The sequence below is a fragment of the Corynebacterium sp. HMSC070E08 genome, assembly GCF_001808895.1.
GTDB lineage: Bacteria > Actinomycetota > Actinomycetes > Mycobacteriales > Mycobacteriaceae > Corynebacterium > Corynebacterium hiratae.
The window spans coordinates 1-22886 of record NZ_KV794770.1 but is presented as its reverse complement, the minus strand read 5'-3'; the positions used below and the strand labels follow the sequence as shown (position 1 = coordinate 22886).

The following is a 22886-nucleotide window of genomic DNA, read 5'->3' as shown; positions in this document are numbered from 1 at the left end:
ATCGGTTTATCCACACGAAATGTCCCTTAAGCCCTTTCTCTCTTTTAGGGCCTATTCGGCGAGGTGGCCCAAGGCGACGTCGATAAGCGCGCGGCGCCTTTGCGGCGGCAGGGGGCGGTCGGTGAGGTGATCGTGGACCCACAGGCCGTCGGCGATGATCGAGGCCAGCACGACGGATTCATCCTCCGAGACAGGATCGGGGAGCCAGCGCCTGTCGACGTCCCTCCACACCTTCTGGAAGTCCGGATGGGACTGTGAGTGGATGGACATGAGCAATTCAATGAGCGGGTCATTCTTTCCCATGGACTCCAGCGCGGCACGGTAGCGCTGGCGTGGGCTCAGCTGGTCTGCCGTCTTGCCGTCGGAGAGACCGACGAGCTCTTCCTCCCAGCGCTCCGCGCAGAGCTTGTGGCAGTCAATGAGCAGCTCGTGGCGGGTGGGGAAGTGGTAGATGAGCCCAGACTTACTCATACCCGTTGCGGTGGCCAAGGAATCGTAGGTCAGTGCGTGGACGCCATCCTCTTCGATGATGGCGAGCGCCTTTTCGAGCGCCTCGACCTTTTTACTAACGCGTGGCATCGGCACCTCCTGAGGTTGGATTGCTGCGGAAGCACCAGCCGGTGACCGCGGCAAAAATGAGCATGACTACGCCGAGCCCAGCGGCGGTGGCTAGGTAGGCGTCGTTATACGCGGCGCCGGCGGCCTCCGCGAGTGCGGGGTTGTGGAGTGCTTCCATGCCTAAGTCCTGGATGTCCTCGGGGAGCCCGCTCTTGTAGAGCATCGGCAGCACTGATCCAGTGACCGCAATGGACAGCAGCGTACCGAATTCATAAGACACTTCCTCCACGCCCGCGGCCATGCCGGAGCGTGACGCAGGAGCGGCACCGATGATGGCAGTGGAGGACACCGACATCACGAACCCCGCGCCGAGGCCAGTGATGAACAGACCAGCCAGGTATGCGGGGAAGACCTCGTGCGTGCCGCCCCACACCACGCCGCCAATGCCCGCTGCCATGGCGAGGAAGCCGCCAGCGATGATGGGCAAGAAACCCCAGCGGTGCAGGTTAGCCCCGCCCAGCGCGGACATCGGCAGCGCCGCAATCGCGATGAGGGAAATGATGAGCCCAGCGTGCAGCGGGGAGTAGAGGTCCACCAACTGCAGCTTCTGCGTGGTGGTCATTTCCAGCCCTGCCATGCCAAACATGGCGCCGGCTGCGGCCAACACGCCGCCGCTGAAGATGGGCGAGCGGAAGATATCGAAGGTGAGAAGCGGCTCCTTCAGTTTGTGCTGGCGGCGAGTGAAGAGGATGGCACCGATGAGACAGGCAGCCAGCGCGCCGCCAATAAGCATGGCGTTGAGATGGGAGCTGGCGACAGACTTGATGACGAGCACCAGCGAAGCCAGCGTGATCAGCGCGTAAAGGGAAGACAAGAAATCCCACTGCTTCGCCGGGTTCGCCACATTAGGCGGGGCGAGGAAGGCGGTGAGGATGAGCGCGATGATGACGATGGGCACGTTGACCAAAAAGACCGATCCCCACCAGAAATGCTCGAGCAAGAAGCCGCCTACCGTGGGGCCCGCCGCCGCGCCGACGACGGCGATGGAGCCCCAAATGCCGATGGCGGTGTTGCGCTCAATCTCATCCTCAAAGGTCAGGCGAATCAGCGCCAGGGTAGCGGGCATCATGATGGACGCACCGAGACCTAGGAAGGCGCGAGCGGCGACGAGCTCCCACGCGCCGGGGGCGAGTGCGGCGGCCAGCGAAGCGATGCCGAAGACCCACAGGCCGATGACGAACATGCGGCGGTGACCGATCTTGTCACCTAACGTGCCGGTGCCTAGGAGGAGGCCGGCGAGCATGAGCGCGTAGGCGTTGATGATCCACAGCTGCTGCAGCGAGGTGGCGTGCAGCTGCTCGGAGAGCTCCGGCAGGGCAGTGTAAAGGATCGAGTTGTCCAAGCCGATCATGAGCAGACCCAAGGAGATGACACTAAAAAAGATCCACCGTCGGGTCGCTGAGGTGCTTAAGGCCTCTGCGGAGGCTTTCGTGTGAACGTCTGTCATGCTGCGAAACTATAGCGAACGGTCGTTACAGTTTCAAAGTCTTGAATGTTGACTTGTTGTTAAAGTCACAAAGTGCGCGTGACGTGAGAAGGCAGCTTTATGGTGGCGAAACACCACCGGGAGGGAGAACACTGGGGTCCGTTAGCGATAAAAGTTAGAGAGGTACAACATGGCACGCAATTACGCCACGCAACTCGTAGAAACCTTGGAAGCCCAGGGAGTTAAGCGCATCTATGGGCTTGTCGGTGATTCCCTCAACCCCATCGTGGACGCGGTGCGGCAGTCCTCCATCGAGTGGGTCCACGTCCGCAACGAAGAGGCCGCGGCATTCGCCGCTGAGGCGGATTCCCTCACCACCGGCAACCTCGCCGTGTGCGCCGCCTCCTGCGGCCCGGGAAATACGCACCTTATTCAGGGGCTTTACGACGCCCACCGCAACGGCGCCAAGGTCCTTGCCCTAGCCAGCCACATTCCTTCCCGCCAGATCGGCTCGAAGTTCTTCCAGGAAACCCACCCTGAGGCCATCTTTCAGGAGTGCTCCGGCTACTGCGAGATGGTCAACTCCGCTGAGCAGGGAGGCGTGGTCTTGCACCATGCCATTCAGAGCACCATGGCCGGCAAGGGCGTGTCCGTCCTCGTTATCCCGGGTGATGTCTCCACTCAAGAGGCGGAAGAGGACACCTTCACCTCCTCCGTGATTTCCTCCGGCCGTCCGGTTGTCTACCCGGACCCGGCAGAGGCCGCCGCGCTGACCCAGGCCATCAACGAGGCCAAGACCGTCGCCCTCTTCGTCGGTGCTGGCGTCAAGGACGCGCGCGAGCAGGTCCTTGCGCTGGCCGAGAAGATCAAGGCTCCCATCGGCCACGCCCTGGGCGGCAAGATGTACATCCAGTACGACAACCCCTTCGACGTCGGCATGTCCGGCCTGCTCGGCTACGGCGCGGCCCACGAGGCTACCCACGAGGCAGACCTGCTCATCCTGCTGGGCACGGACTTCCCCTATAACGACTTCCTGCCGGATGCCAACGTGGCCCAGGTCGACATCGATGGCTCCCACATTGGCCGCCGCACCCGCATCAAGTACCCGGTGACGGGCGATGTCGCCGCCACCATCGAGAACATCCTGCCGCACGTCGATGAAAAGAAGGACCGCTCCTTCCTCGACAAGATGCTCAAGAAGCACTACGACAAGCTGCATCACGTCGTTGAGGCCTACACCTCCGGCGTCGAGAAGCACACGCCGATCCACCCGGAGTACATCGCCGACCTCATTGACCAGCAGGCCGATGAAGACGCCATCTTCACCGTCGATACCGGTATGTGCAACGTGTGGGGCGCGCGCTACATTACTGCGAACGGTAAGCGCGAGCAGATCGGTTCCTTCCGCCACGGCACCATGGCCAACGCCCTGCCGATGGCCATCGGTGCGCAGGCGGCGCACCCGGACCGCCAGGTCATCACCTTCTCCGGCGACGGCGGGCTGTCCATGCTCATGGGCGAGCTGCTCACGGTGAAGCTGCACAACCTGCCGGTGAAGATGTTCGTGTTCAACAACTCTTCCCTCGGCATGGTCAAGCTGGAGATGCTGGTCCAGGGCCTGCCGGAGCATGAGACCGACCACGAGCACGTCAACTACGCCAAAATTGCGGAGGGTGCGGGCATCAAGCACTTCCGCATCGAGGATCCGAAGGACGCGCCGCGCCTCATCAAGGAGGCCTTGGCCTACGACGGGCCTGCGCTTATCGACGTCGTCACGGACCCCAACGCCCTCTCCTTGCCGCCGACGCTGACCTTTGAGCAGCTGCTCGGATTCTCTAAGGCGGCAACCCGCACCGTCTTCGGCGGCGGCGTGGGCCAGATGCTCTCCATGGCGAAGTCCAACCTGCGCAACATTCCGCGCCCGCAGGACTTTTAATGTGTCGGCGTTAGCGCCACACATTAAAAGAGGCCCACGCCGAAGAGATCGACATGCTCGCGGGTTTACCCCCGCCAAGGTTTTATTCCTTGGCGGGGTCTTTGACTGGGATGAGGACCAGCGCGCCAACGAGCAAGACTAGCCCGATGGCGAGCACGCCTCCCCGATCTCCCTGCCCGAGCAGGGAAACGAAGACGCCAAAGAGGAAGGGCGTCAACCACGCCACGGCTCGGCCGGTCGTGGCGTAGAGGCCAAACATCTCGCCTTCGCGCCCCGGCGGGGCCACACGCGCCAAGAAGCCGCGGGCGGAGGCCTGGGCCGGTCCGACGCAGAGACACAGGATGAGCCCGCAGATCCAGAAGGCCGTCGGCCCCTGCGCCACAAACATGATCCCGGCCATGAGCGTCAAGATGGCCAGGCAGGTGAGGATGATGGCTTTGGGGCCCACGTGGTCGTCGATCAGCCCGCCGACCACCGCGCCCAGCGCGGCCGCAACGTTGGCGGCAACACCGAAGATGAGGACGTCGCCAGGCGAAAGCCCATAGACGGATACGCCCAGCACGGCCCCGAAGCTAAACACCGCGGACAGGCCATCGCGGAAGATGGCAGAAGCAAAGAGGAACGCAAAGGCATTGCGGTCCTCCCGCCACAGCGTTCGCACCGTGCGCCACAGCTCGCGGTAAGACTCCGCCACACCGCCCGTCGATTCACCCGACGGCGCAATCTCCGGCACGCGCAGCAACACGGGGATGGCAGACAGCCCAAACCACGCCGCCGAAAGCAGTGCCACGAGCCGAATATTCCAGCCACCCTCCGTGGACAGCCCCAGTCCGCCGCCCTCGCCGGAGACGAAGCCGAAGTAGCAGATGAGCAGCAGTACGATGCCGCCGAAATAGCCTGCCGACCAGCCCAGGCCGGATACGCGGCCCACCTTGTCCTCGGTGGCCACCTGGTTGAGTTGGGCAAAGTAGTTGACCTCCGCGAATTGGATGGTCACCGAACCTACCGCTAGGCCGATGAGGCCGAGCCAGAAATACGCGGGCGCATCATTGCGGATGAAGAACAGGCTGGCCATGACCAGGAAGGTCAGCAGCGACCAGAAGCCCAGCGCGCGACGCCGCGTGCCCAACCGGTCAGAGCGCTGCCCCATCACGGGGGTCACCGCAAAGATCACCAGGCCCGCCACCGTCATGGACCACGACAGCCACTGCGCCGGGGTGAACTGCGAGTCAATCTGCTGGCCCACCGAGTCGGTGAGGTAGACCGAGAAAATAAACGTCACGAGCACCGCGTTGAAGGCGGCCGAACCCCAGTCCCACAGGGCCCAGGCAGCCACGGTGAGGCGGTCAGTGCGTGTCGAGGCTTGCGTCATGCTTCATTATCGTAGGCAAAAACACCTGCCGAGTGGATGGAGTTGCACTTAACGCGACGTCAACTTTTAGGCTCAACGACATGCGTAACGACTACAGCATCGGCGATGTGGCCGGCATTTTGAAAGTCACCACCCGCACCCTGCGGCACTGGGATGACATCGGCCTGCTTAGCCCCCAGTGGCGCACCGGGGGCGATCACCGCCTCTACACCGAAGATGACGTGCAACGCGGGATGGACATCCTGATTTATCGCAGCGTCGGGATTGAGCTGAAAGACATCGCAGTGCTTCTCGACGCCCCTTCCGCAGCCACCCTGGCCCGCCTCCGCGCCCAACACGAGGCCTTGCAGAAGCGGCGAGCCGACGTCGACGCCATGTTGTACGCAGTGGAAAGACTAATTGAGGAGACTGAAATGGATAAGAACCTAAGCCCCAGCCAAAAAGTGCGGAACCTGGGTGACGCATGGCCCCAACTGCAGGAAGAAGCCCACGAGAAGTGGGGAGACAGCAAAGAATGGGCGGCCAGTGCGGCCGTCGCAGATTCGATGGGAAAGAAGGACTGGGAGGAATTCTCAGTGGACCATGAGAACTTTGCGGCCGAGCTAGAGGAGGCCGCGGACGCAGGACTTGAACCGGGCGGCGAGGAGGCGAAGGTAATCGTCGACAAGCACCGCGCCCTCATCGCCCAGTGGTACCCGGTGTCGAGGTCCAAGCAGGTGATCCTGGCGCGCATGTACTGCGAGGACCCGCGGTTTAACGAGACCTACCGCGGTAATGCCGACTATTTGCGTCAGCTGATTGAGGCGCAAGCGCAGGCGGAAGGGGTGGATCTGGACAATCTCGCCTGGGACTAGTCGGTTCACAGCGCACGTACAGACTCCGCTCAGTACCCTTGGAAGCCAGAGTGCAATACTTCTCACCTTGAATGAGATATCCCTGGCGCCACCAGGCGTTAAGAGAAGCGGAGAAAGGACCAAAGCGGGACCATGGATGATTCGAAGGACGTCAAGGTACTTGTCGTCGATGACGAGCCCAATATCGTTGAGTTGCTCACCGTCTCCCTAAAGTTTCAAGGTTTCGACGTACACAGCGCCAACTCCGGCAACGAGGCCCTGCGCATCGCGCGTGAGATCAATCCAGACGCTTACATCATGGACGTCATGATGCCGGGCATGGACGGCTTTGAGCTGCTGGGCAAGCTACGCGCAGAGGGCCTCGACGGCCCCGTGCTCTACCTGACCGCCAAGGACAGCGTGGACCAGCGCATCCACGGCTTGACCATTGGCGCGGATGATTACGTCACCAAGCCCTTCAGCCTGGAAGAGGTCATCACCCGCCTGCGCGTGATTCTGCGCCGCGGTAACGCGGTGGATGACCAGGACGGCGACGCCACCATGACCTATGCCGACCTCACCCTCAACGATGACACCCACGAGGTCACCAAGGCGGGGGAGATCGTGGAGCTTTCGCCCACCGAGTTCAACCTGCTGCGCTACCTCATGCAGAACCGCGAGGTGGTGCTGTCCAAGTCCAAGATTCTGGATAATGTCTGGCACTACGACTTTGGTGGTGACGGCAACGTGGTCGAGTCCTACATTTCCTACCTACGCCGCAAAATTGATACCGGCGATACCCCGCTTATTCACACCGTCCGCGGTGTCGGTTACGTGCTGCGCATGCCGCGCTCGTAGGCTCATCCACTATGAGCGAACCCACCGCGAGTATTCAGGCCCCACAATCCGGGGTGACGCTGGTGCGGGATAAAGCCCCGCGCCGGCGTATGCAGCGCCCCAAAGCGCTGCCCCTGCGCACGTGGCTACTTGTCCTCATGGTGCTGGTATCGGGGCTTGGCCTGGCCATGTCCTCCCTGGCGGTGTCGTCGATCATGCGCAACGTGCTCTACACCCGAGTGGACACCGAGCTTAACGACGCCCACAGCTCCTGGGCCAGCAACCTCGACGAGTCCTTTTATATGCCGCAGGACGGAAGCCGCCGACCCCCGACGGATTATGTGGCGCTGGCGTACTATCCCGATGGCTCCGTGGTGACCACGCGGCCGATCGCGGCGTTGCCCGATGCACGCAACGTGATCGTCGGTGGGGAACCCACCACCGTGCGCTCGATTCAGGGCGAAACCGAATGGCGGGCCGTGGCCAAACTCCAACGGGATGGTTCCGTGGTGGTCGTCGCCAAAGACATGACGACGGAAAACTCCATCCTGAAAGGGTTGGCGATTGTCCAGGTGATCATCGCGGCCTTGGTCATGCTGATCATCGCGGTGGTGGGCATGTGGCTGATCCACCGGGCGCTGCGGCCGCTGCGCGTGGTCGAGAAAACGGCTTCCCAAATCGCGGCGGGCAACCTGGACAAGCGCGTGCCGGAGTGGCCGCTGCACACTGAAGTGGGGCAGCTTGCCGCAGCGCTCAACGTCATGCTGGGGCAGCTGCAGAATTCCGTCGTCGATGCGCAGGAAAAAGAACAGCAAATGCGCCGCTTCGTCGGCGATGCCTCCCACGAGCTGCGCACGCCGCTGACCAGCCTGCGCGGCTACACGGAGCTGTACCGCTCGGGGGCTACCCAGGACGCGGAGTTTGTCTTCAGCAAGATCGATGCCGAGTCTAAGCGGATGTCGTTGCTCGTGGAGGATCTGCTGGCCCTGACGCGCGCGGAGGGCTCACGCCTGGACATGCGCGAGGTTGACATGCTGGAACTTGTGCTGTCAGTGGGTTCCTCGGCGCGGGCGGCTTTTGCGGGCCGCACCATCAACGTCAACAACGAGGCCTCCGGGATTCCAATGGTCAACGGAGACCCGGATCGCCTACACCAGGTATTGCTTAACCTGGTGTCCAACGGTATCCGCCACGGCGGCGAGGAGGCGTCGGTGACGCTGACCTTGCGCGACGACGAGGAGCACGTGCTTATCGACGTTGCCGATGACGGCAAAGGCATCTCCCCCGAAGACGCGGCCCATATTTTCGAGCGCTTCTACCGTGCAGACACCTCGCGCACCCGCGATACGGGTGGCTCGGGTTTGGGCTTGGCCATCGTGAAATCACTCGTCGAGCAGCACGGCGGTTCAATCTCCGTGGATTCGGAGCTGGGCAGCGGATCGGTCTTCACCATCTGCCTGCCCAAAGCGCCAACCGACGGCAGCTAACGCCTAGCTGTCGCGGCGGCCACCCTCGTCCGTGCCGAGGTGCTGGCGGATGCGCGCGGCGGCCTCATCCATGGCGGCGGGGTCGGTGGCGTCGGCAGCGAAGGCCTTCGCGAAGTCGTAGTCTTCCATTTTCTCGGTGGGGAAGAGGTGGATGTGGGTATGCGGCACGTCGAAGCCAGCGATGATGTAGCCCGTACGCGGGGTGTCGAAGGCCGTCTTAATGGCGCCACCGATCTCTAGAGCGATCTCATTGAGGTGCGACCAGGTCTGAGAATCGAGGTCAGTCCACTTATCGACCTCCTCGATCGGCACCACCAAGGTGTGGCCATAACGCAGCGGCTCGATGGACAAAAACGCCACGCACTTCTCGTCGCGGTATACAAAGCGAGCAGGCAGCTCGCCCTCGATGATCTTTGTAAATACGGAAGACATGGCCCCTAGGCTACCGCCAGTTAAGATAGACGGCATGCGCATTCTCGTTATTGGCTCGGGCGGCCGCGAACATGCCCTGCTCACTGGCCTTAAATCTGATCCCTCTGTTACCGATTTGCACATCGCACCGGGTTCCCCGGCGCATAAGATGCAGGCCACCATCCACCCGGAGTATTCCCAGGTGGACGATCCTGCGCGTATGACGGAGCTGGCTGTTGATATTGACGCGGATCTGGTCGTCATCGGCCCAGAGGTGCCGCTGGTGAAAGGCGTGGCGGATGCTCTGCGCGAGCGCGGCATTGCGGTCTTCGGGCCGTCGGCAAGCGCGGCACAGATCGAGGGATCCAAAGCATTTGCCAAGGATGTCATGGCGGCCGCCGGCGTGCGCACCGCCCGCGCGGAGCAGCTCGCCCCCGGCACCAGCGATGAGGACATCGAGGCCGCCCTCGATCGTTTCGGCCCGCACTTCGTGGTTAAGGACGATGGCTTGGCCGGCGGCAAGGGCGTCGTGGTGACCGAGTCCCGCGACGCGGCCCGCGCGCACGTTGATGCGGTCCACGCCGTGGGCAACCCGGTGCTGCTCGAGTCCTTCCTCGACGGCCCGGAGGTCTCCCTGTTCTGCTTGGTGGACGGCGAGACCGTCGTCCCGCTGCTCCCGGCGCAGGACCACAAGCGCGCCTACGACAACGATGAAGGCCCCAACACCGGCGGCATGGGCGCCTACACCCCGCTGCCGTGGCTGCCTGCCGACGGCGTCCAGCGCATCGTCGACGAAGTCTGCGTCCCCGTGGCCAAGGAAATGGTCAAGCGCGGCACCCCGTACTCTGGCTTGCTGTACGCCGGCCTGGCGTGGGGCAAGGAAGGCCCAGCCGTGGTGGAATTCAATGCCCGCTTCGGTGACCCGGAAACGCAGGCGGTGCTCGCTTTGCTGAAGTCTCCGCTCGGAGAGGTCCTGAATGCCACCGCTACCGGACAGCTAGCGGAGCTGGCGCCGCTGGAGTGGGAAGACGGCTATGCCGTCACCGTGGTGCTGGCCGCCGAGGGCTACCCGGCTTCGCCGCGCAAGGGCGATCCGATTGCCTCGCCGGATCTTGATGATCCCACCCGGGTTCTGCACGCCGGTACCACCACGGGGGAGGGCGGCTACGTCTCCAACGGTGGTCGCGTCCTCAACGTTCTCGGCCGTGGTGCCACCCTCGCTGATGCCCGCGCGGCCGCCTACGAGGTTCTCGGCGGCATCGAGCTGGAGGGCAGCTTCTTCCGCACGGACATTGCACTGCCGGCGGAGAAGGGGCAGATTAGCATCTAATCCCCTGATAATGCCTCCTTTGGGGTGCGGCGTGGAATAATGAGCGACGTGGCTGAAAAGAAGAACATTTCCAACGTCCTGTCCGCTCGATACGCCTCCCCCGAGATGGCTGAAATCTGGTCCCCGGAACACAAGATCATCCTGGAGCGCCAGCTGTGGATTGCGGTGATGACGGCGCAGAAGGATCTTGGCGTCAACATCCCTGCCTCGGCTATCGCCGCTTACGAGGCGCAGGTTGAGAACGTCAACCTCGCCTCCATCGCGGAGCGTGAGCGCGTTACGCGCCACGACGTCAAGGCGCGCATCGAGGAGTTCAACGCCCTAGCCGGCTGCGAGCACATCCACAAGGGCATGACCTCGCGTGACCTGACGGAGAACGTGGAGCAGCTGCAGATTCTGCGTTCTTTGGAGCTGGTGCGCGATAAGGCCATCGCGGTGGTCTCGCGCATTGGTGAGCGCGCGGCGCAGTATCAGACGCTGGTCATGGCGGGTCGTTCCCACAACGTCGCTGCCCAGGCCACGACCCTGGGCAAGCGTTTCGCCTCCGCTGCCGACGAGCTCCTGTTGGGCATCGAGCGCGTGGAATCGCTGCTGAGCCGCTATCCGCTGCGCGGCATCAAGGGCCCGATGGGCACCTCGCAGGACATGCTCGACCTCATGGGCGGATCCGAAGACAAGCTCGCCGCGTTGGAGACCCGCATTGCGGATCACCTGGGATTCTCCCGCGTATTCAACTCGGTGGGCCAGGTTTACCCGCGCTCCCTCGACTTCGACGCTGTGTCTGCGCTCGTTGAGCTGGGCGCCGCGCCCTCTTCGCTGGCCACGACCATCCGCCTGATGGCCGGCAACGAGACCGTGACCGAAGGTTTCAAGGAAGGCCAGGTCGGCTCCTCCGCGATGCCGCACAAGATGAACGCCCGCTCCTGCGAGCGCGTGTGCGGTTTCCAGGTCATTCTGCGCGGCTACCTCACCATGGTGGCGGATCTGTCCGGCCAGCAGTGGAACGAGGGCGACGTGTTCTGCTCGGTGGTCCGCCGCGTGGCACTGCCGGATGCCTTCTTCGCCATTGACGGCATGTTTGAAACCTTCCTCACCGTGCTCGCGGAATTCGGTGCCTTCCCGGCGATGATCGACCGCGAACTGGAGCGCTACCTGCCCTTCCTCGCCACCACCCGCATCCTCATGGCGGCGGTGCGCGCGGGCGTGGGCCGTGAGACCGCGCACGAGGTCATCAAGGAAAACGCCGTCGCCGTGGCGCTCAACATGCGTGAGAATGGCGGGGAGCAGGATCTGATTGAGCGCCTGGCTGCCGACGAGCGCCTGCCGCTCGATGCCGCCGCCCTCGAGGCCGCGCTGTCGGACAAGCACGCTTTCATCGGCGCTGCCGAATCGCAGGTGAGCCAGATTCTGGGCCGCATCAAGGCGATTGCTGATCAGCACCCGCAGGCCGCCGCCTACACCCCGGGCGAGATCCTCTAGCCCACGCGGCCAGGGGGCATCCAGTGATCTGGGGCGACCGGGCGTGGTACGTTTTCGCAGACAATCCCTCTCAAACGCGAGTTTTCGGGGCGCTATTTACGAAAACGTACCTCGTTGGCCCGGTCCATGTACGTTTCGATCAAATAAGGTTGCCCAGATCGAATTTTCTGGCCCTTATTTGATCGAAACGACCATCTAGTCACGTTCTGCTTTATCCGGCGCGTTGTCCGCGCCCTTCGTTGCGGACTCGATGGCGCTGCGGGTTGTACCCCAGGCTTGCCGGGCGCGGTTGGTTACGGTTTCGCGGGCTTCTAAGGTGCGTTGCTGCGCAACACCAGCGGCTTCGCGGGCCATGTTGGTGCCGGTGGTGGTGAGCTCGCGGGCCATGTTGGTGCCGGTGGCAGTCAGCTCGCGGAAAGCATCGATGCGCCGGACGGGCTCTAAGCCCTCGGTTCCTTCGACAGCAAGGTTGGCAGCGTCGGCGAAGTCACGCAGTTGGGCAAAGAAGTGGTTGACCTCCGCTACGGCGCGGGGAGAGTTCCAGTCGATGGCTTTGCGCAGCGTCGAGAAGCTGCCCAGCTCGTGGGCAATGTGGGCGATGCTGGTGAGGTCTTCCAACAAACGAGCGGCGCGCCTCTGCCGCGCCCGAGCAACGGCCGCGGCGTAGTCTTTGGCCACCTCGCCCTCCACGGCATTGGCGCGGCTGAGCTGAAGCACATACATCTGGTTCTGCAGCTGCACGGTTCGGGCAAGCTCGTAGATCCACGAGCCTGCGTCGTCGTTAGTCTTCTGGAAGGTCGCGCGCACCTTCCCGGGCGAAGTCTTTGACCTCGCCATCGTCTCCGCCACGGCCCGCAGGTGTCGTAGTACCTGGCCTTGCAGCTTAGCCAGGTCCGCAGTGAGGTGGGCGATGGTTGCCCACTGCGTATCGGTCACCTCAGCGGTGTCCTCGAGGACGAGGGCGGCCTCCGCCAGCATCTCCGCCACGCCATCAATCTCACCAGCCAGCGAATCCTTCTGGAAGCGCAGCACCTCATCGAGCTTGGCGTCGATATGTTCCAGGTAAGCCTGCATCTGCTCCATCTGCTTCTCGACGGCCGCCTGCTGCATCATCGACGCCAGCACCATCGGAGCCGCCGGCGTGAGCAGGCCGGCCTTCTCAAACTGCAGGTGCTTCAGCAGGCTTCCACCGTTGTGCGAAGCAACGCCGCGGCCGACATCCTTGGTGCGGATTACACCGGCGCGGATATCCCCCGGCTTGATGCCCAGGCGCTTGAGGTACGCAGCGGACTCAGCATCGAGCTTGAGCCAACGTCCAGATTCCTTCTGGTAGTCCTCGATACCTGTGAGCACCTGGCTCGCACGGCGGAGGATCTGGGGAGTGACGGGAGAGAGCTCCGCCTGGTCGGAAAGCCGTTTCAGCTCGGATTCGGGGCCGATAACAAGTGCGCCTTCCTCACCGGTAATGACGGTTAGCTCGGCGTCGCTCTCAGCCATTAGGCCATCCCGGGGAGGCGCAGAACCGGCAGCTCAAAGCCGCCGAAAGAGGCGCCGTTGGAGACGAGGTAGCCGCCGATCACCAGCACGGTGAGCACCGTCATGACGCCGAGGACTGCCGCTCCCGTGGACGAGGTCTGCTGCTGCGTCGTCTGCCCCGGAATGGGCAGCTCGGGCACCGGCTGGATGCCCTCCTGAGCGCCGCGCCCGCGCAGCTCCTCTACACACTCCGCGAAGGACTGCGACTGGGCGGCGTTGAAGGCGTCGACGGCTTCTTTTTCCTGCGCCTGGTTTTCTGCCAGAGCGGCGCGCAGCTTAGGGCTGAAATCGCTACCCGTCGACAACAACGGTGCCGGTCCCTTCTCAGCCCGGGACTTCGCCGCATTGATGGAGTATTCGGCATCCCCCGGCAACAGCACCGATTCATCCTCCACCAGGTCCTCCGGGGCGGACGCGCCGACCATGATGATGACCATATCCGCGCCCGTGTAGCCGGCCTTGCCCAGCGCGGCCACCGTCGCCGCGTAGCCCGGAGCCTTGCTGATATCGCGCGAGGTGTACGCGGAGAAATCCAGCTTCGGGAACTGCGCTTGAATCTGCTCCGAGGTCGCCTTGATCGTGGCAATGTACCCGGCCCGAACGTCGCGAGCCAGCTCGCGATCCGACGCCGACATCGTGCACAGCCACTGTCCGTGGGCGGACTCGCGCACGGAGATGTCGGCTGCGTGCGCAGCGGGCACAGACAGGGCGGCGCCCACCAGCGCAGCGGAGGTCAAAAGGGAGGTCAGGCGAGAGTGCACGGGCTTAGCTCCTCGGGATTGGGACGTATCTTGAAGCAGTCTAGACGGGTCTAGAATGTATGTCATGCGTCCAGAACTTTCTTCCTATGCCCACATCGCCTCCGGCAAGGTGCGCGATATCTACGAAATCGATGACAACACCCTGCTCATGGTGGTCTCCGACCGCATTTCCGCCTATGACCACGCTCTCGAGCCGGCCATCCCCGACAAGGGCCGCGTGCTCACGGCGACGTCGAAGTTCTTCTTCGACGCCATCGACTTCCCCAACCACTTGGCCGGACCGCTCGATGACGAGCGCATCCCCGAGGAAGTCCTTGGCCGCGCAATGGTCGTGCAGAAGCTCGATATGCTGCCCTTCGAGTGCGTCGCCCGCGGCTATCTGACCGGCTCCGGGTTGAAAGAATACAAGGAATCCGGAAGCGTGTGCGGCGTCGAGCTGCCGGAGGGGCTGACCGAGGCCTCCCGCCTGCCCGAGCCCATTTTCACCCCGGCTACTAAGGCGGAGCAGGGCGACCACGATGAGAACGTTTCCTTCGACGTCGTTGTGGACAAGCTCGGCCGCGAGCCCGCCGAAGAGCTGCGCGAGGCCACCCTGCGCATCTATGCCACGGCCGCCGCGCTGGCGGAGGAGAAGGGCATTATTTTGGCGGATACGAAGTTCGAGTTTGGCGTCGACAAGCACGGCACTTTGGTCTTAGCCGATGAGGTCCTCACTCCGGACTCCTCGCGCTACTGGCCGGCCGATACCTATGAGGAAGGCAAGGTCCAGCCTTCCTTTGATAAGCAGTACGTGCGCGATTGGCTCACCAACTCCGGGTGGGACAAGGAGTCCACGCCGCCGCGCCTGCCAGACGACGTTGTTCAGGCCACCCGCGCGCGCTACGTTGAGGCCTTCGAGCGCTTGTCCGGAACCACCTTTTAAGGAGGCTGAATGAATGCACCGATTGCTGCTAAGCGCCCCATCACGCGAGAGTTTCACGGCCGCAGCTTCGTCGATGACTACGAGTGGCTGCGCGCGAAAGAAGCCCCGGAGACCCGGGAGTACCTCGAGGCGGAAAACGCCTACACGAAGGAGCGCACCGCACACCTGGAGACCTTGACGGAGAACATCTTCACCGAGGTCAAGTCCCGCATCAAGCAGACGGACATGTCCGTGCCCCAGCGCCGCGGTAAGTACTGGTACTACGGCCGCACCGAGGAGGGCCAGGAGTACGGCTACAGCTGCCGCATCCCGGTGTCGGAAGGCTCCGAGCCGTGGACTCCGCCGACCATCCCGGAGGAGGGTGCTTCAGAAGGGGAGCAGGTGCTTCTCGACGTCAACGCGCTCGCCGAAGGCCACGACTTCTTTGCCCTCGGCGCGTCCTCGGTGAGCGATTCCGGCGACCTGCTGGCCTATTCGGTCGACGTGGCCGGCGACGAGCGCTTTGAGCTCTTCATCAAGGATCTGCGTACCGGTGAGCTGTTGGAGGACCGCCTGGAAGACATCTTTTATGGTGCGACGTGGGTCGGGGAGGAGTTCATCTTCTACACCACCGTCGATGATGCATGGCGGCCGGACACCGTGTGGCGCCACCGCGTGGGTACCCCGCAGTCGGATGATGTTGTAGTCATGCGCGAGGAGGATTCGCGCTTCGGCATCGGTGTGGGCACGACCCGCAGCGAGAAGTACATCATGATTGTCTCCGGCTCGAAGACGACGAATGAAGCGTGGGTGCTCGAGCAGGACAACCCGGAGGGCGATTTCCGCTGCCTGTGGGCGCGCGAGACCGGCGTGGACTACGACGTCGACCACGCCGTGGTGGCAGGCACCGATTATTGGGTTGTCACGCACAATGCCACCGGCCCCAACTTTGAGCTCGGCTACTGTCCGGTTTCTGCAGAGCTACCGGCGCTGCGCGAACTCACCGTCCTCATGCCGCATGATGACACAGTGCGCATTGAGGGCGTGGATTGCTACCGCGACCAGATCGTCGTGGGCTACCGCCGCGGCGGGATCGGCCGTGCAGCGGTGATGGATGTGCGCCAAGGGTGGGCGCGCTTCGACGAGCTTCACTTCAACGAGGAGCTCTACACCGTCGGCGTGGCCGGTAACCCCGAGTGGGACGCGCCGGTGTTGCGCGTGAGCTACACCTCCTTCATCCAGCCAGCCCAGCTCTTTGATTACCGCGTGGCCACCGGGGAGTACACGCTGCTCAAGGAACAGGAAGTCCCGGGCGGCTATGACAAGGACGAGTATGTTGCCTACCGGGTCTGGTCTGAGGCTCCCGATGGGACCAAGGTTCCCGTGTCCATCGTGCACCGCGCGGACTTGGACCGTACGCAGCCGAACCCGACGTTGCTTTATGGCTACGGCTCCTATGAGGCGAATATGGATCCGTACTTCTCGGTCTTCCGTTTGTCCCTCATGGACCGCGGCATGATTTTTGCTATGGCGCACGTGCGCGGTGGCGGCGAGATGGGCCGCAACTGGTACGACGACGGCAAAATGCTGGCGAAGAAGAATACGTTTACGGACTTCATCGCGGTGGCTGATGACCTTATCGCCCGCCGGGTGACCACCCCGGAAACCTTGGTGGCTGAGGGCGGCTCCGCCGGTGGTCTGCTCATGGGCGCGGTGGCCAACATGGCACCGGATAGGTTCAATGCCATCGAGGCGAACGTGCCGTTCGTGGATCCGTTGACGTCTATTCTGATGCCGGAGCTACCGCTCACGGTGGTGGAGTGGGAAGAATGGGGCGACCCGTACCACGACCCTGAGGTCTACGACTACATGGCTTCCTACTCGCCGTATGAGAACATTGCGCCGCAGAAGTATCCCAATATCCTGGCGCTGACCTCGCTTAACGACACCCGCGTGCTCTACGTGGAGCCGGCGAAGTGGGTGGCCAAGCTTCGTGACGTCGCCACCGGCGGCGAGTTCCTCCTCAAGACGGAGATGGCCGCCGGCCACGGTGGTGTGTCCGGGCGCTACGCCAAGTGGCGGCAATCTGCATTCGAGTATGCGTGGCTGATTAACCAGGCCACGGGCGTTGAGTCTTAGGCTCCGCTTGCGCTTTGTGGCTCATTAGCCACACAGCGGCCTAGGCCGCCCATGTGGGGGAGCGCCGAATCCCTCTCAGCGCGCGCCGGGGCGGTGGCTGTGCGATAATTTTCCTTATGCATGGCCACCTTCTGGTTTCGATTTCCAGTATCTTCGACGACACCCGAAGGCAGGCCGCTGACCTGCTGGAGCAGTTCGATAAAGCGGATATCCCGGTGTCCTTGCTCGTAGCGCCACACATCGATGGCAATTGGCACCTGGCTAAGGATTCGGCGACACAGTCTTGGTTGCGGGAGCAAGCTGAATCGGGCCGCGTGCTCATTCTCAACGGCTTTGACCAAGCAGTTCAGGGCCGTCGCGCGGAATTCGCCAACTTGGATGCACACGAGGCACGTCTGCGCCTGAAGGGGGCGACGCGGCAGATGGCAAAGATCGGCTTCGAGCCCACTATCTTTGCACCACCGCGCTGGCGCATGTCGGAAGGTACGCTCACCGTCCTTCCCGAGTTTGACTTCGACTTTGCCGCCTCCACCCGAGGTATCCATGATTTGCGCTCCGGCGAGCTCCACCAAGCCCGCAACCTGTCCTTTGGTGAGGGGTTTGGTTCGGCCAAGTGGTGGCGTCGCAACATCATTCGCGCTGCAGAGCGCTCCGCCGAGCGCGGTAATACCGTGCGCCTTTCTATTTCCGGCCGCAACCTCGATGACCGCAAGGTCGTTGCCGACTTCCTCAAGGCCGCTGAGCGCGCCGCTGCCGCAGGTGCGCGGCCTGCTGACTATTCAGTCTTTACGCACGCCGAATAGTTTGTGCGTTGCCAGAGGGTTAGGCCTGTGGAAGTGGTGTGTTTGTTCTTTCTAAATCGAGGATAGTGTCCGGGGCGGTGTTGGGGTCCGACTCGAGGTTGGTGTCAGTTCATTAGGCTGCTTCTTCGGCGGTCTTCGTGCTACTAGCATTGAAGGTGTTGGCGGCTATGAGGTTTCGGGTTTGTTCCAAGCTTGCCAGCGACATGTAGCGCTTTTGCTGGATCCAATCATTCTGCTGTTCAGCTAACACAGAATCGATCAGGCGGATTACAGAACTGCGGTTAAGGGAGATTCCTACAACGTCGGTGCGCCGCCGGATTTCCCGATTCAGTCGTTTTGTCGGATTTTTAGACTACACCTCAAAGCGCTGAAGGAAGTCTTCGATGCTAACCTCTCCCCCGAGATTAAGCGAGAGCTCGCTGAACGGTTTGGGCTGATCCTTTCAGCGATCCGTTGCATTGACTCTGAGTGTGTCCGCCCAGTGAGCGTGATTGTCCTGCAGGCTCGTGCGCGACTTTTTCAAAATGTAGCGAAGAAATTCTTGGACATCGGAGCCGGCAGCAAGCCGTGTCCTTTCCGTAATAAGTACATCGCTTCCGTTACCTTCAGTGTCCGATAGGCAAACACCTTGCTGATGGTGAACGAAGCGACCAATCTCAGTTAGGCTGGGAGGGGTGATTTCCACCTTTCAAGCTGAGCGATGACGGTGGGAGCGTTGCGCACGAGAGTGGTTTTCCACGACAGGTTACCCTCTTTTTGAAGCCTTCCAATCAGGGTAATGGGATGAACCCCTAGGTGGTCGGCTTGTTCTTTAATCCAGGATGAGTGCACACGATCAGGAACCGCCGGTAAAGGGCTAGAGATCGCGAGTTCGCTGGCCAGCTGGTCTGCCTGGGCTTCATTATCGGCACTGTCATCTGATAGGTCATCGAGGATGACCTCGCCATTGTCGACAAGGTGACCCAATAATATATGGGCTGTCTCATGCAGGATGGTAAATAGTATCTTATCGAGCCGTTTCCCTCGTCCCGATATGCCAATTACGGGGTGCCCGTCGACCATCATGGCGCAGCCGTCGAGTTTTCCTCCCGGAAAAGCCTCCACATAAACAAGTTTCACCCCTGCCTCGGCGAACAGAGTCTGGAACTCAGCAAAAGCCTGCGGGTCACATGCTCTACTCGACAGTGTCCGGGCGAGGTCTTCTAGTGCCTTACGGGAGTAGGGGGCAGCCTCGAGAACGCTGGCAGTTGCTCTAACGCAAGCTGCCCACGCTTCCTGCAGAACAGTGACCTTTTCCTCGCAGTTACTACGTCGGGCGGCGAAGCTTATCCCCAAGGGATCTTCAAAGGATTTCTTGCCAAACAAGTTCAGCACCTCGCATGCCTGACTTTGTACGTCGGTGGCGGTGATGTATCCCCGCTTGACGAGCAGAGAGACGGGGGCTAGCTCTCGTAACTGTGCACGGGTTTTCACGACGTTGAGGTTGTTCTGCGTCCGGTCGTCCTGAGACTGCTTCCATAACAGGTAGGAGTCCTGGAGGTTAAGCCAGAATTCCGCGGAGGTGCCCAGGGCGGCACCGATCTGGGCTGCGGATTCGCGCGTAATCTCCTTTTTTCCGGAAATAATCTCCGAGACAAACTGTGCCGGACGTCCGAGCACCTCGGCAAAGTCGGCCTGAGTCCATCCGCGTGTGTCTAGCTCGTCAGCGAGGATCTCCCCGGCCGGGAATAGCTCCGCCGCAATTGGAGCATTCATGAGTTCACCTTCTCTCAGTGGTAATCCACCATTTCAATAACGATGACCACGCGGCCGTCGCTGTTGGTTGCGAATTTGAGGATGAGCCGAAACTGCTTGTTCAAGCGGATCGAAGAGGTCCCGGCTCGGTCGCCTTTCAGTTGTTCCAGATGTAACGACCGCATGGCCCGCAGGTCGCGTTCATCCACGGCTCCCTTCAGGATCTGGATTTTCTTACGATATGCCTTGATGATGTCCGAACCCCATCGTTTGGGGATGTAGGAGGCATCCTCGGCCACTCGTTGAAGTTCGTCGTCCTCGAAGAGGATGCGCACCAAGTCCACCTCGCCCAGTTCACTAGTGCCGCGCCCAAATGACGTGACCCTTCCCCTCGAAGTCGACAAGGAACCTGACCATCGACTGATCAACGGGCGGGACCGATTTGTAGCGGGAACTAGAACTTTCGTGACTCAAGATGATCGCGTCGCGGTCATTGAGGTGCCACAGTTCAACTGGTCGAGGAGAATGCCGAAACAGAACGACGTTGACGGCATCCATCATGATCCATCATGCTTCCCCGGCGTCCATTGCGGTGGACCGTTCGCGAATTAGTACAGACGGGAGTTTTTCTGCCCACTCTAGTGAATCTCTGACCCCGTCTGCGATGCTCAACTCGGCTTGCCAACTGAGGAGCTGTTCGGCCTTGTCGGTCAAAGTCGCACAACCCACGACATCACCGAGCCGCGGAGGAGCTGTCTGCACATTCAGGGGCTTCCCGGTCGCTTGCCCGAACGCGTCGGCGAGTTCGAACACCGTTGTTCCCGTTCCGGTTCCGAGATTGATGATATCGAAACCATCGATCTCGGATCTCGAGATGACCTCGTCGAAGTTCTGAAGTGCCGCCACGTGGGCCCGGGCGAGGTCCCAGACATGCACATAGTCACGAAGTCCGGAACCGTCGCGCGTGGGCCAATCGACACCCGTCACCGTGAATACCCCTCCGCTTCGATACGCCTCGATCATCTTGCCGAGGGCGTGTGTCGGATGTGGATCCTGGAGGCCACTACGCATACTAGGGTCTGCGCCGATCGGATTGAAATAGCGCAACGCGATCGCGTTCATCGCACCGGTGGCAGCGAAATCGCGCAGCACGCGCTCCAACATCCATTTGGATGCCGAGTAGGGACTCTGAGGGGCGACTGCTCCGGACTCGTCGACCATGTAGTCATCACCAGCTTCGTACATGGATGCGGTCGAGCTAAGAATGAAGCGGCGGACTCCGAGACCGGATAGCTCACGCAAAAGCGTCAGTGACTTGGCGACGTTGTTTTCATAGTAGTCGAGTGGCGCGGACACAGATTCAGGAACGACGATTTTCGCCGCACAGTGGATGACGGAATCGATATCTGGATGCTCAGACAGGATGTTCTGCACTACGCAGGTGTCCGCGATATCGCCTTCGTAGTTTGCATACGGCCGTGAGAACTCTTTGAGCCCCTTGCTGTAGTCATCCAAGATGACGGGCGTTATGCCATTGTCCTCGCAACATGCCGCAATGGTCGATCCAATGTATCCTGCTCCACCGGTGATGAGAACCTTCATGCATTATCCTTCAGTCGGATGCCGCGACCTTTAGCCGCGCTCGACAAGAGTATATCCGGTCGCGTCTTCTAGAGTTGTGTCTCAGCATATTTTCCTGTGAGGCAAGTGGGTCGGCAGGTCCCCGCGGCAGGCTCTCGTAACCGAGCAGGAGTCCTAGAGGCTCGGCCCGTCGACGCCCGGGTCCATTCTCGGAGAACTGGTCGGTCCAGAAGCCCGACCGGTGCCACTGCTGCGGGACTGGCTCGCCTTCGCCGCCCGGAGCTGATCAGTGATCGAGTACCCGAAGATGGAATCGGTCGCCGATCCCGAGGGATCGGAGTGGGCGGAAGGTCAATGCGCTGTATCTGGCGGAGACGTCGCCGGGTGATTCGGAGACCGGTCACGGCCGGTCCACGACTGTCGATGCTACCGATGCTGCTGGTTCCGGGGGCCGGCGAGAGTCAGTGGAGTACGCGCGGGATCTCCTGATCGCGGCGTGCAGCCGGGAGCGGGCAGATGTGACCCCGCACGCGGTGTGGGGCAAGAACTGGGCTCGGTGGTCGATGGAGCGACTGTCGACGGATCTTGCGGTGGATGTTCACCCGTTCGCCGGCACGCCGATGGCCGAGGCGATGGAGCACCGGCGTCAGTTGCGGGAAGCACGGCTGGACGCCTACGCCGCCCGGCAGGCCGCTGGTTCAGGTGTGGCAGGTCCCGAGGCTCCGGCAGAGGTGCTAGAGGGCACCCAGGTGGCGGCACCGCGGCCGGACGCGCAGCGTCCGCTGCGGGAGGTCGACGACCACCTGCTGCGTCTGGCCGGTGAGCCCTGGGGTCTGCAGTTGAAGGTCAAGCAGGCCAGTGAGCCGCTGGAGTAGGAGGCCACCGCGCTGCGGAAGGTCGAGCAGGCCGCCGAAAAACTCACGGCCGCCCAGGAGCAGGCCGATCGATGTGCCGGACTGCTCCGGGTCGCAGAGGCACAGTTCCGGGATGCGGAGCAGGCTGCCGGCAGCGGGATCGGGTGGCTCAAGGGTGCCGGGAGGAAGAAGGTCGAGCAGCATGACCTGCACACCGCACAGTGGAAAGTCACCCAGGCACGGCAGCAGACCGCGGTGACACAGGAGGACGTGGAGCAGGCAGCCCGATGGCTGACAGTGGCGCAGCATCAGGCGGAGCCACTGCAGCTGTCTCCGCAGCGACGGCAGTCGTGTCAGGAGCAGTTGGCGTTGTATCGGCGTCTTGAAGACGCCGATGAGATTCACCGGGAGATGCTGGACCGTGAGCGCGAGCAAGCTCAGACGGTTGCCGCTGCTGCAGTTGGGAAGGATCTCCCAGCGGCAGAGGACATCGAGGTGGTGTTCGCTGAGTACACCCTATTGTTACGCCGGTGTGCGGCAGAATGCTTCCTGCAAAATAGGGCCGTTACTAGCATTGTTTTAGACGTATCTAGCGGGGTCTAGGCCTTATGTCTAGGCCTTATGTGCTATGTCCATAGGGCAGGAAGCTCCATCAGTATTGCTGGCGGGTGTCCGGCTGCACTGTTGGCGGCGTCTAGCGCGTACTCGGCACTACATGAGGGTGTTGGAGACGCCACGACTCGGTGGTGTTGCGTCAACTTCTACTTGGAAAAGCCAGTTCTTGTGGCTAGCTTCAAACAGATCATCGCGATGTTGGGGTTGCCCGCAAATTGTGGACACGTAGTGGA

Annotated in this window: 19 protein-coding genes and 1 pseudogene; 9 read left to right on the top strand and 11 right to left on the bottom strand. The window is 62.0% G+C overall.

What is annotated here, in order from left to right; genetic code table 11:
* Positions 1 to 51: 51 nt before the first annotated feature.
* Together HMPREF2526_RS07660 and HMPREF2526_RS07655 are read right to left on the bottom strand one after the other, a co-directional pair.
* Entirely contained in the window at positions 52 to 579 is a 528-nt protein-coding gene (locus tag HMPREF2526_RS07660) for a TetR/AcrR family transcriptional regulator (RefSeq protein WP_046649279.1), read from the bottom strand.
* Complete coding sequence (locus tag HMPREF2526_RS07655) at positions 566 to 2065, bottom strand: MFS transporter (RefSeq protein ID WP_070546760.1); 1500 nt, start codon at positions 2063 to 2065, stop codon at positions 566 to 568. Before HMPREF2526_RS07655 ends, HMPREF2526_RS07660 begins: the two co-directional genes overlap by 14 nt.
* A gap of 169 nt (positions 2066 to 2234) precedes the next feature.
* On the opposite strand from HMPREF2526_RS07655, the gene HMPREF2526_RS07650 reads away from it, so the two are divergent.
* Complete coding sequence (locus tag HMPREF2526_RS07650; protein ID WP_070546757.1) at positions 2235 to 3980, top strand: pyruvate dehydrogenase; 1746 nt, start codon at positions 2235 to 2237, stop codon at positions 3978 to 3980.
* Positions 3981 to 4062: 82 nt separating this feature from the next.
* Here the strand turns inward: HMPREF2526_RS07650 and HMPREF2526_RS07645 are convergent, their stop codons facing one another.
* Positions 4063 to 5352 carry an MFS transporter gene (locus tag HMPREF2526_RS07645; RefSeq protein ID WP_070546754.1) on the bottom strand — a complete coding sequence of 430 codons (1290 nt, stop codon included), beginning with the start codon at positions 5350 to 5352 and terminating at the stop codon, positions 4063 to 4065.
* A gap of 80 nt (positions 5353 to 5432) precedes the next feature.
* On the opposite strand from HMPREF2526_RS07645, the gene HMPREF2526_RS07640 reads away from it, so the two are divergent.
* The 3 genes from HMPREF2526_RS07640 (at position 5433) to HMPREF2526_RS07630 (ending at position 8509) form a co-directional block, all read left to right on the top strand.
* On the top strand, positions 5433 to 6206 hold the full coding sequence (locus HMPREF2526_RS07640) for a MerR family transcriptional regulator (RefSeq protein WP_070546752.1): 774 nt from the start codon (positions 5433 to 5435) through the stop codon (positions 6204 to 6206).
* A 132-nt stretch (positions 6207 to 6338) separates the two neighbouring features.
* Positions 6339 to 7043 carry a response regulator transcription factor gene (locus HMPREF2526_RS07635; RefSeq protein WP_046649284.1) on the top strand — a complete coding sequence of 235 codons (705 nt, stop codon included), beginning with the start codon at positions 6339 to 6341 and terminating at the stop codon, positions 7041 to 7043.
* An 11-nt stretch (positions 7044 to 7054) separates the two neighbouring features.
* A complete protein-coding gene (locus tag HMPREF2526_RS07630; RefSeq protein WP_070546750.1) occupies positions 7055 to 8509 on the top strand; it encodes a sensor histidine kinase in 1455 nt (484 codons plus the stop codon).
* Between the two features lie 3 nt (positions 8510 to 8512).
* On the opposite strand, the gene HMPREF2526_RS07625 is transcribed toward HMPREF2526_RS07630, so the two are convergent.
* Positions 8513 to 8941, bottom strand: a complete 429-nt coding sequence (locus HMPREF2526_RS07625; protein WP_070546747.1) for an HIT family protein — start codon at positions 8939 to 8941, stop codon at positions 8513 to 8515.
* A 34-nt stretch (positions 8942 to 8975) separates the two neighbouring features.
* Here HMPREF2526_RS07625 and purD point away from each other — a divergent pair, with 34 nt between their 5' ends.
* A complete protein-coding gene (purD, locus tag HMPREF2526_RS07620) occupies positions 8976 to 10250 on the top strand; it encodes a phosphoribosylamine--glycine ligase (RefSeq protein ID WP_070546744.1) in 1275 nt (424 codons plus the stop codon).
* A gap of 39 nt (positions 10251 to 10289) precedes the next feature.
* On the top strand, positions 10290 to 11729 hold the full coding sequence (purB, locus tag HMPREF2526_RS07615; RefSeq protein ID WP_070546742.1) for an adenylosuccinate lyase: 1440 nt from the start codon (positions 10290 to 10292) through the stop codon (positions 11727 to 11729).
* A gap of 195 nt (positions 11730 to 11924) precedes the next feature.
* Here the strand turns inward: purB and HMPREF2526_RS07610 are convergent, their stop codons facing one another.
* Both HMPREF2526_RS07610 and HMPREF2526_RS07605 read right to left on the bottom strand, forming a co-directional pair.
* A complete protein-coding gene (locus HMPREF2526_RS07610) occupies positions 11925 to 13226 on the bottom strand; it encodes a hypothetical protein (protein WP_070546740.1) in 1302 nt (433 codons plus the stop codon).
* Positions 13226 to 14026: a serine/threonine protein kinase gene (locus HMPREF2526_RS07605; protein WP_070546737.1), complete on the bottom strand. Its 801-nt coding sequence runs from the start codon at positions 14024 to 14026 to the stop codon at positions 13226 to 13228. The genes HMPREF2526_RS07610 and HMPREF2526_RS07605 overlap by 1 nt, the downstream gene beginning before the upstream one ends.
* A 64-nt stretch (positions 14027 to 14090) precedes the next feature.
* Between HMPREF2526_RS07605 and HMPREF2526_RS13240 the strand changes: the two genes are divergently transcribed.
* The 3 genes from HMPREF2526_RS13240 to HMPREF2526_RS07590 all read left to right on the top strand — a co-directional run bounded on the left by HMPREF2526_RS13240 (position 14091) and on the right by HMPREF2526_RS07590 (position 17869).
* The gene (locus HMPREF2526_RS13240) at positions 14091 to 14948 is read left to right on the top strand and encodes a phosphoribosylaminoimidazolesuccinocarboxamide synthase (RefSeq protein WP_070546734.1); all 858 of its coding nucleotides are present in this window, start codon (positions 14091 to 14093) and stop codon (positions 14946 to 14948) included.
* Between the two features lie 9 nt (positions 14949 to 14957).
* Complete coding sequence (locus HMPREF2526_RS07595) at positions 14958 to 17066, top strand: S9 family peptidase (RefSeq protein ID WP_070546732.1); 2109 nt, start codon at positions 14958 to 14960, stop codon at positions 17064 to 17066.
* Positions 17067 to 17182: 116 nt separating this feature from the next.
* The gene (locus HMPREF2526_RS07590) at positions 17183 to 17869 is read left to right on the top strand and encodes a DUF2334 domain-containing protein (RefSeq protein WP_070546730.1); all 687 of its coding nucleotides are present in this window, start codon (positions 17183 to 17185) and stop codon (positions 17867 to 17869) included.
* Between the two features lie 112 nt (positions 17870 to 17981).
* On the opposite strand, the pseudogene HMPREF2526_RS12960 reads toward HMPREF2526_RS07590, so the two are convergent.
* The 5 genes and pseudogenes from HMPREF2526_RS12960 to HMPREF2526_RS13235 all read right to left on the bottom strand — a co-directional run.
* Positions 17982 to 18221: pseudogene (locus HMPREF2526_RS12960) on the bottom strand (transposase); the annotation flags it as partial.
* 308 nt (positions 18222 to 18529) lie between these two features.
* Positions 18530 to 19624, bottom strand: a complete 1095-nt coding sequence (locus HMPREF2526_RS07585; RefSeq protein ID WP_070546728.1) for a HigA family addiction module antitoxin — start codon at positions 19622 to 19624, stop codon at positions 18530 to 18532.
* A 14-nt stretch (positions 19625 to 19638) separates the two neighbouring features.
* Positions 19639 to 19938, bottom strand: coding sequence for a type II toxin-antitoxin system RelE/ParE family toxin (locus tag HMPREF2526_RS07580; protein ID WP_023025236.1), 300 nt, complete (start codon positions 19936 to 19938; stop codon positions 19639 to 19641).
* 232 nt (positions 19939 to 20170) lie between these two features.
* Positions 20171 to 21205, bottom strand: coding sequence for a UDP-glucose 4-epimerase GalE (galE, locus tag HMPREF2526_RS07570; protein ID WP_070515814.1), 1035 nt, complete (start codon positions 21203 to 21205; stop codon positions 20171 to 20173).
* A 713-nt stretch (positions 21206 to 21918) separates the two neighbouring features.
* Positions 21919 to 22443 carry a hypothetical protein gene (locus HMPREF2526_RS13235; protein ID WP_148139563.1) on the bottom strand — a complete coding sequence of 175 codons (525 nt, stop codon included), beginning with the start codon at positions 22441 to 22443 and terminating at the stop codon, positions 21919 to 21921.
* Positions 22444 to 22886: the final 443 nt, after the last annotated feature.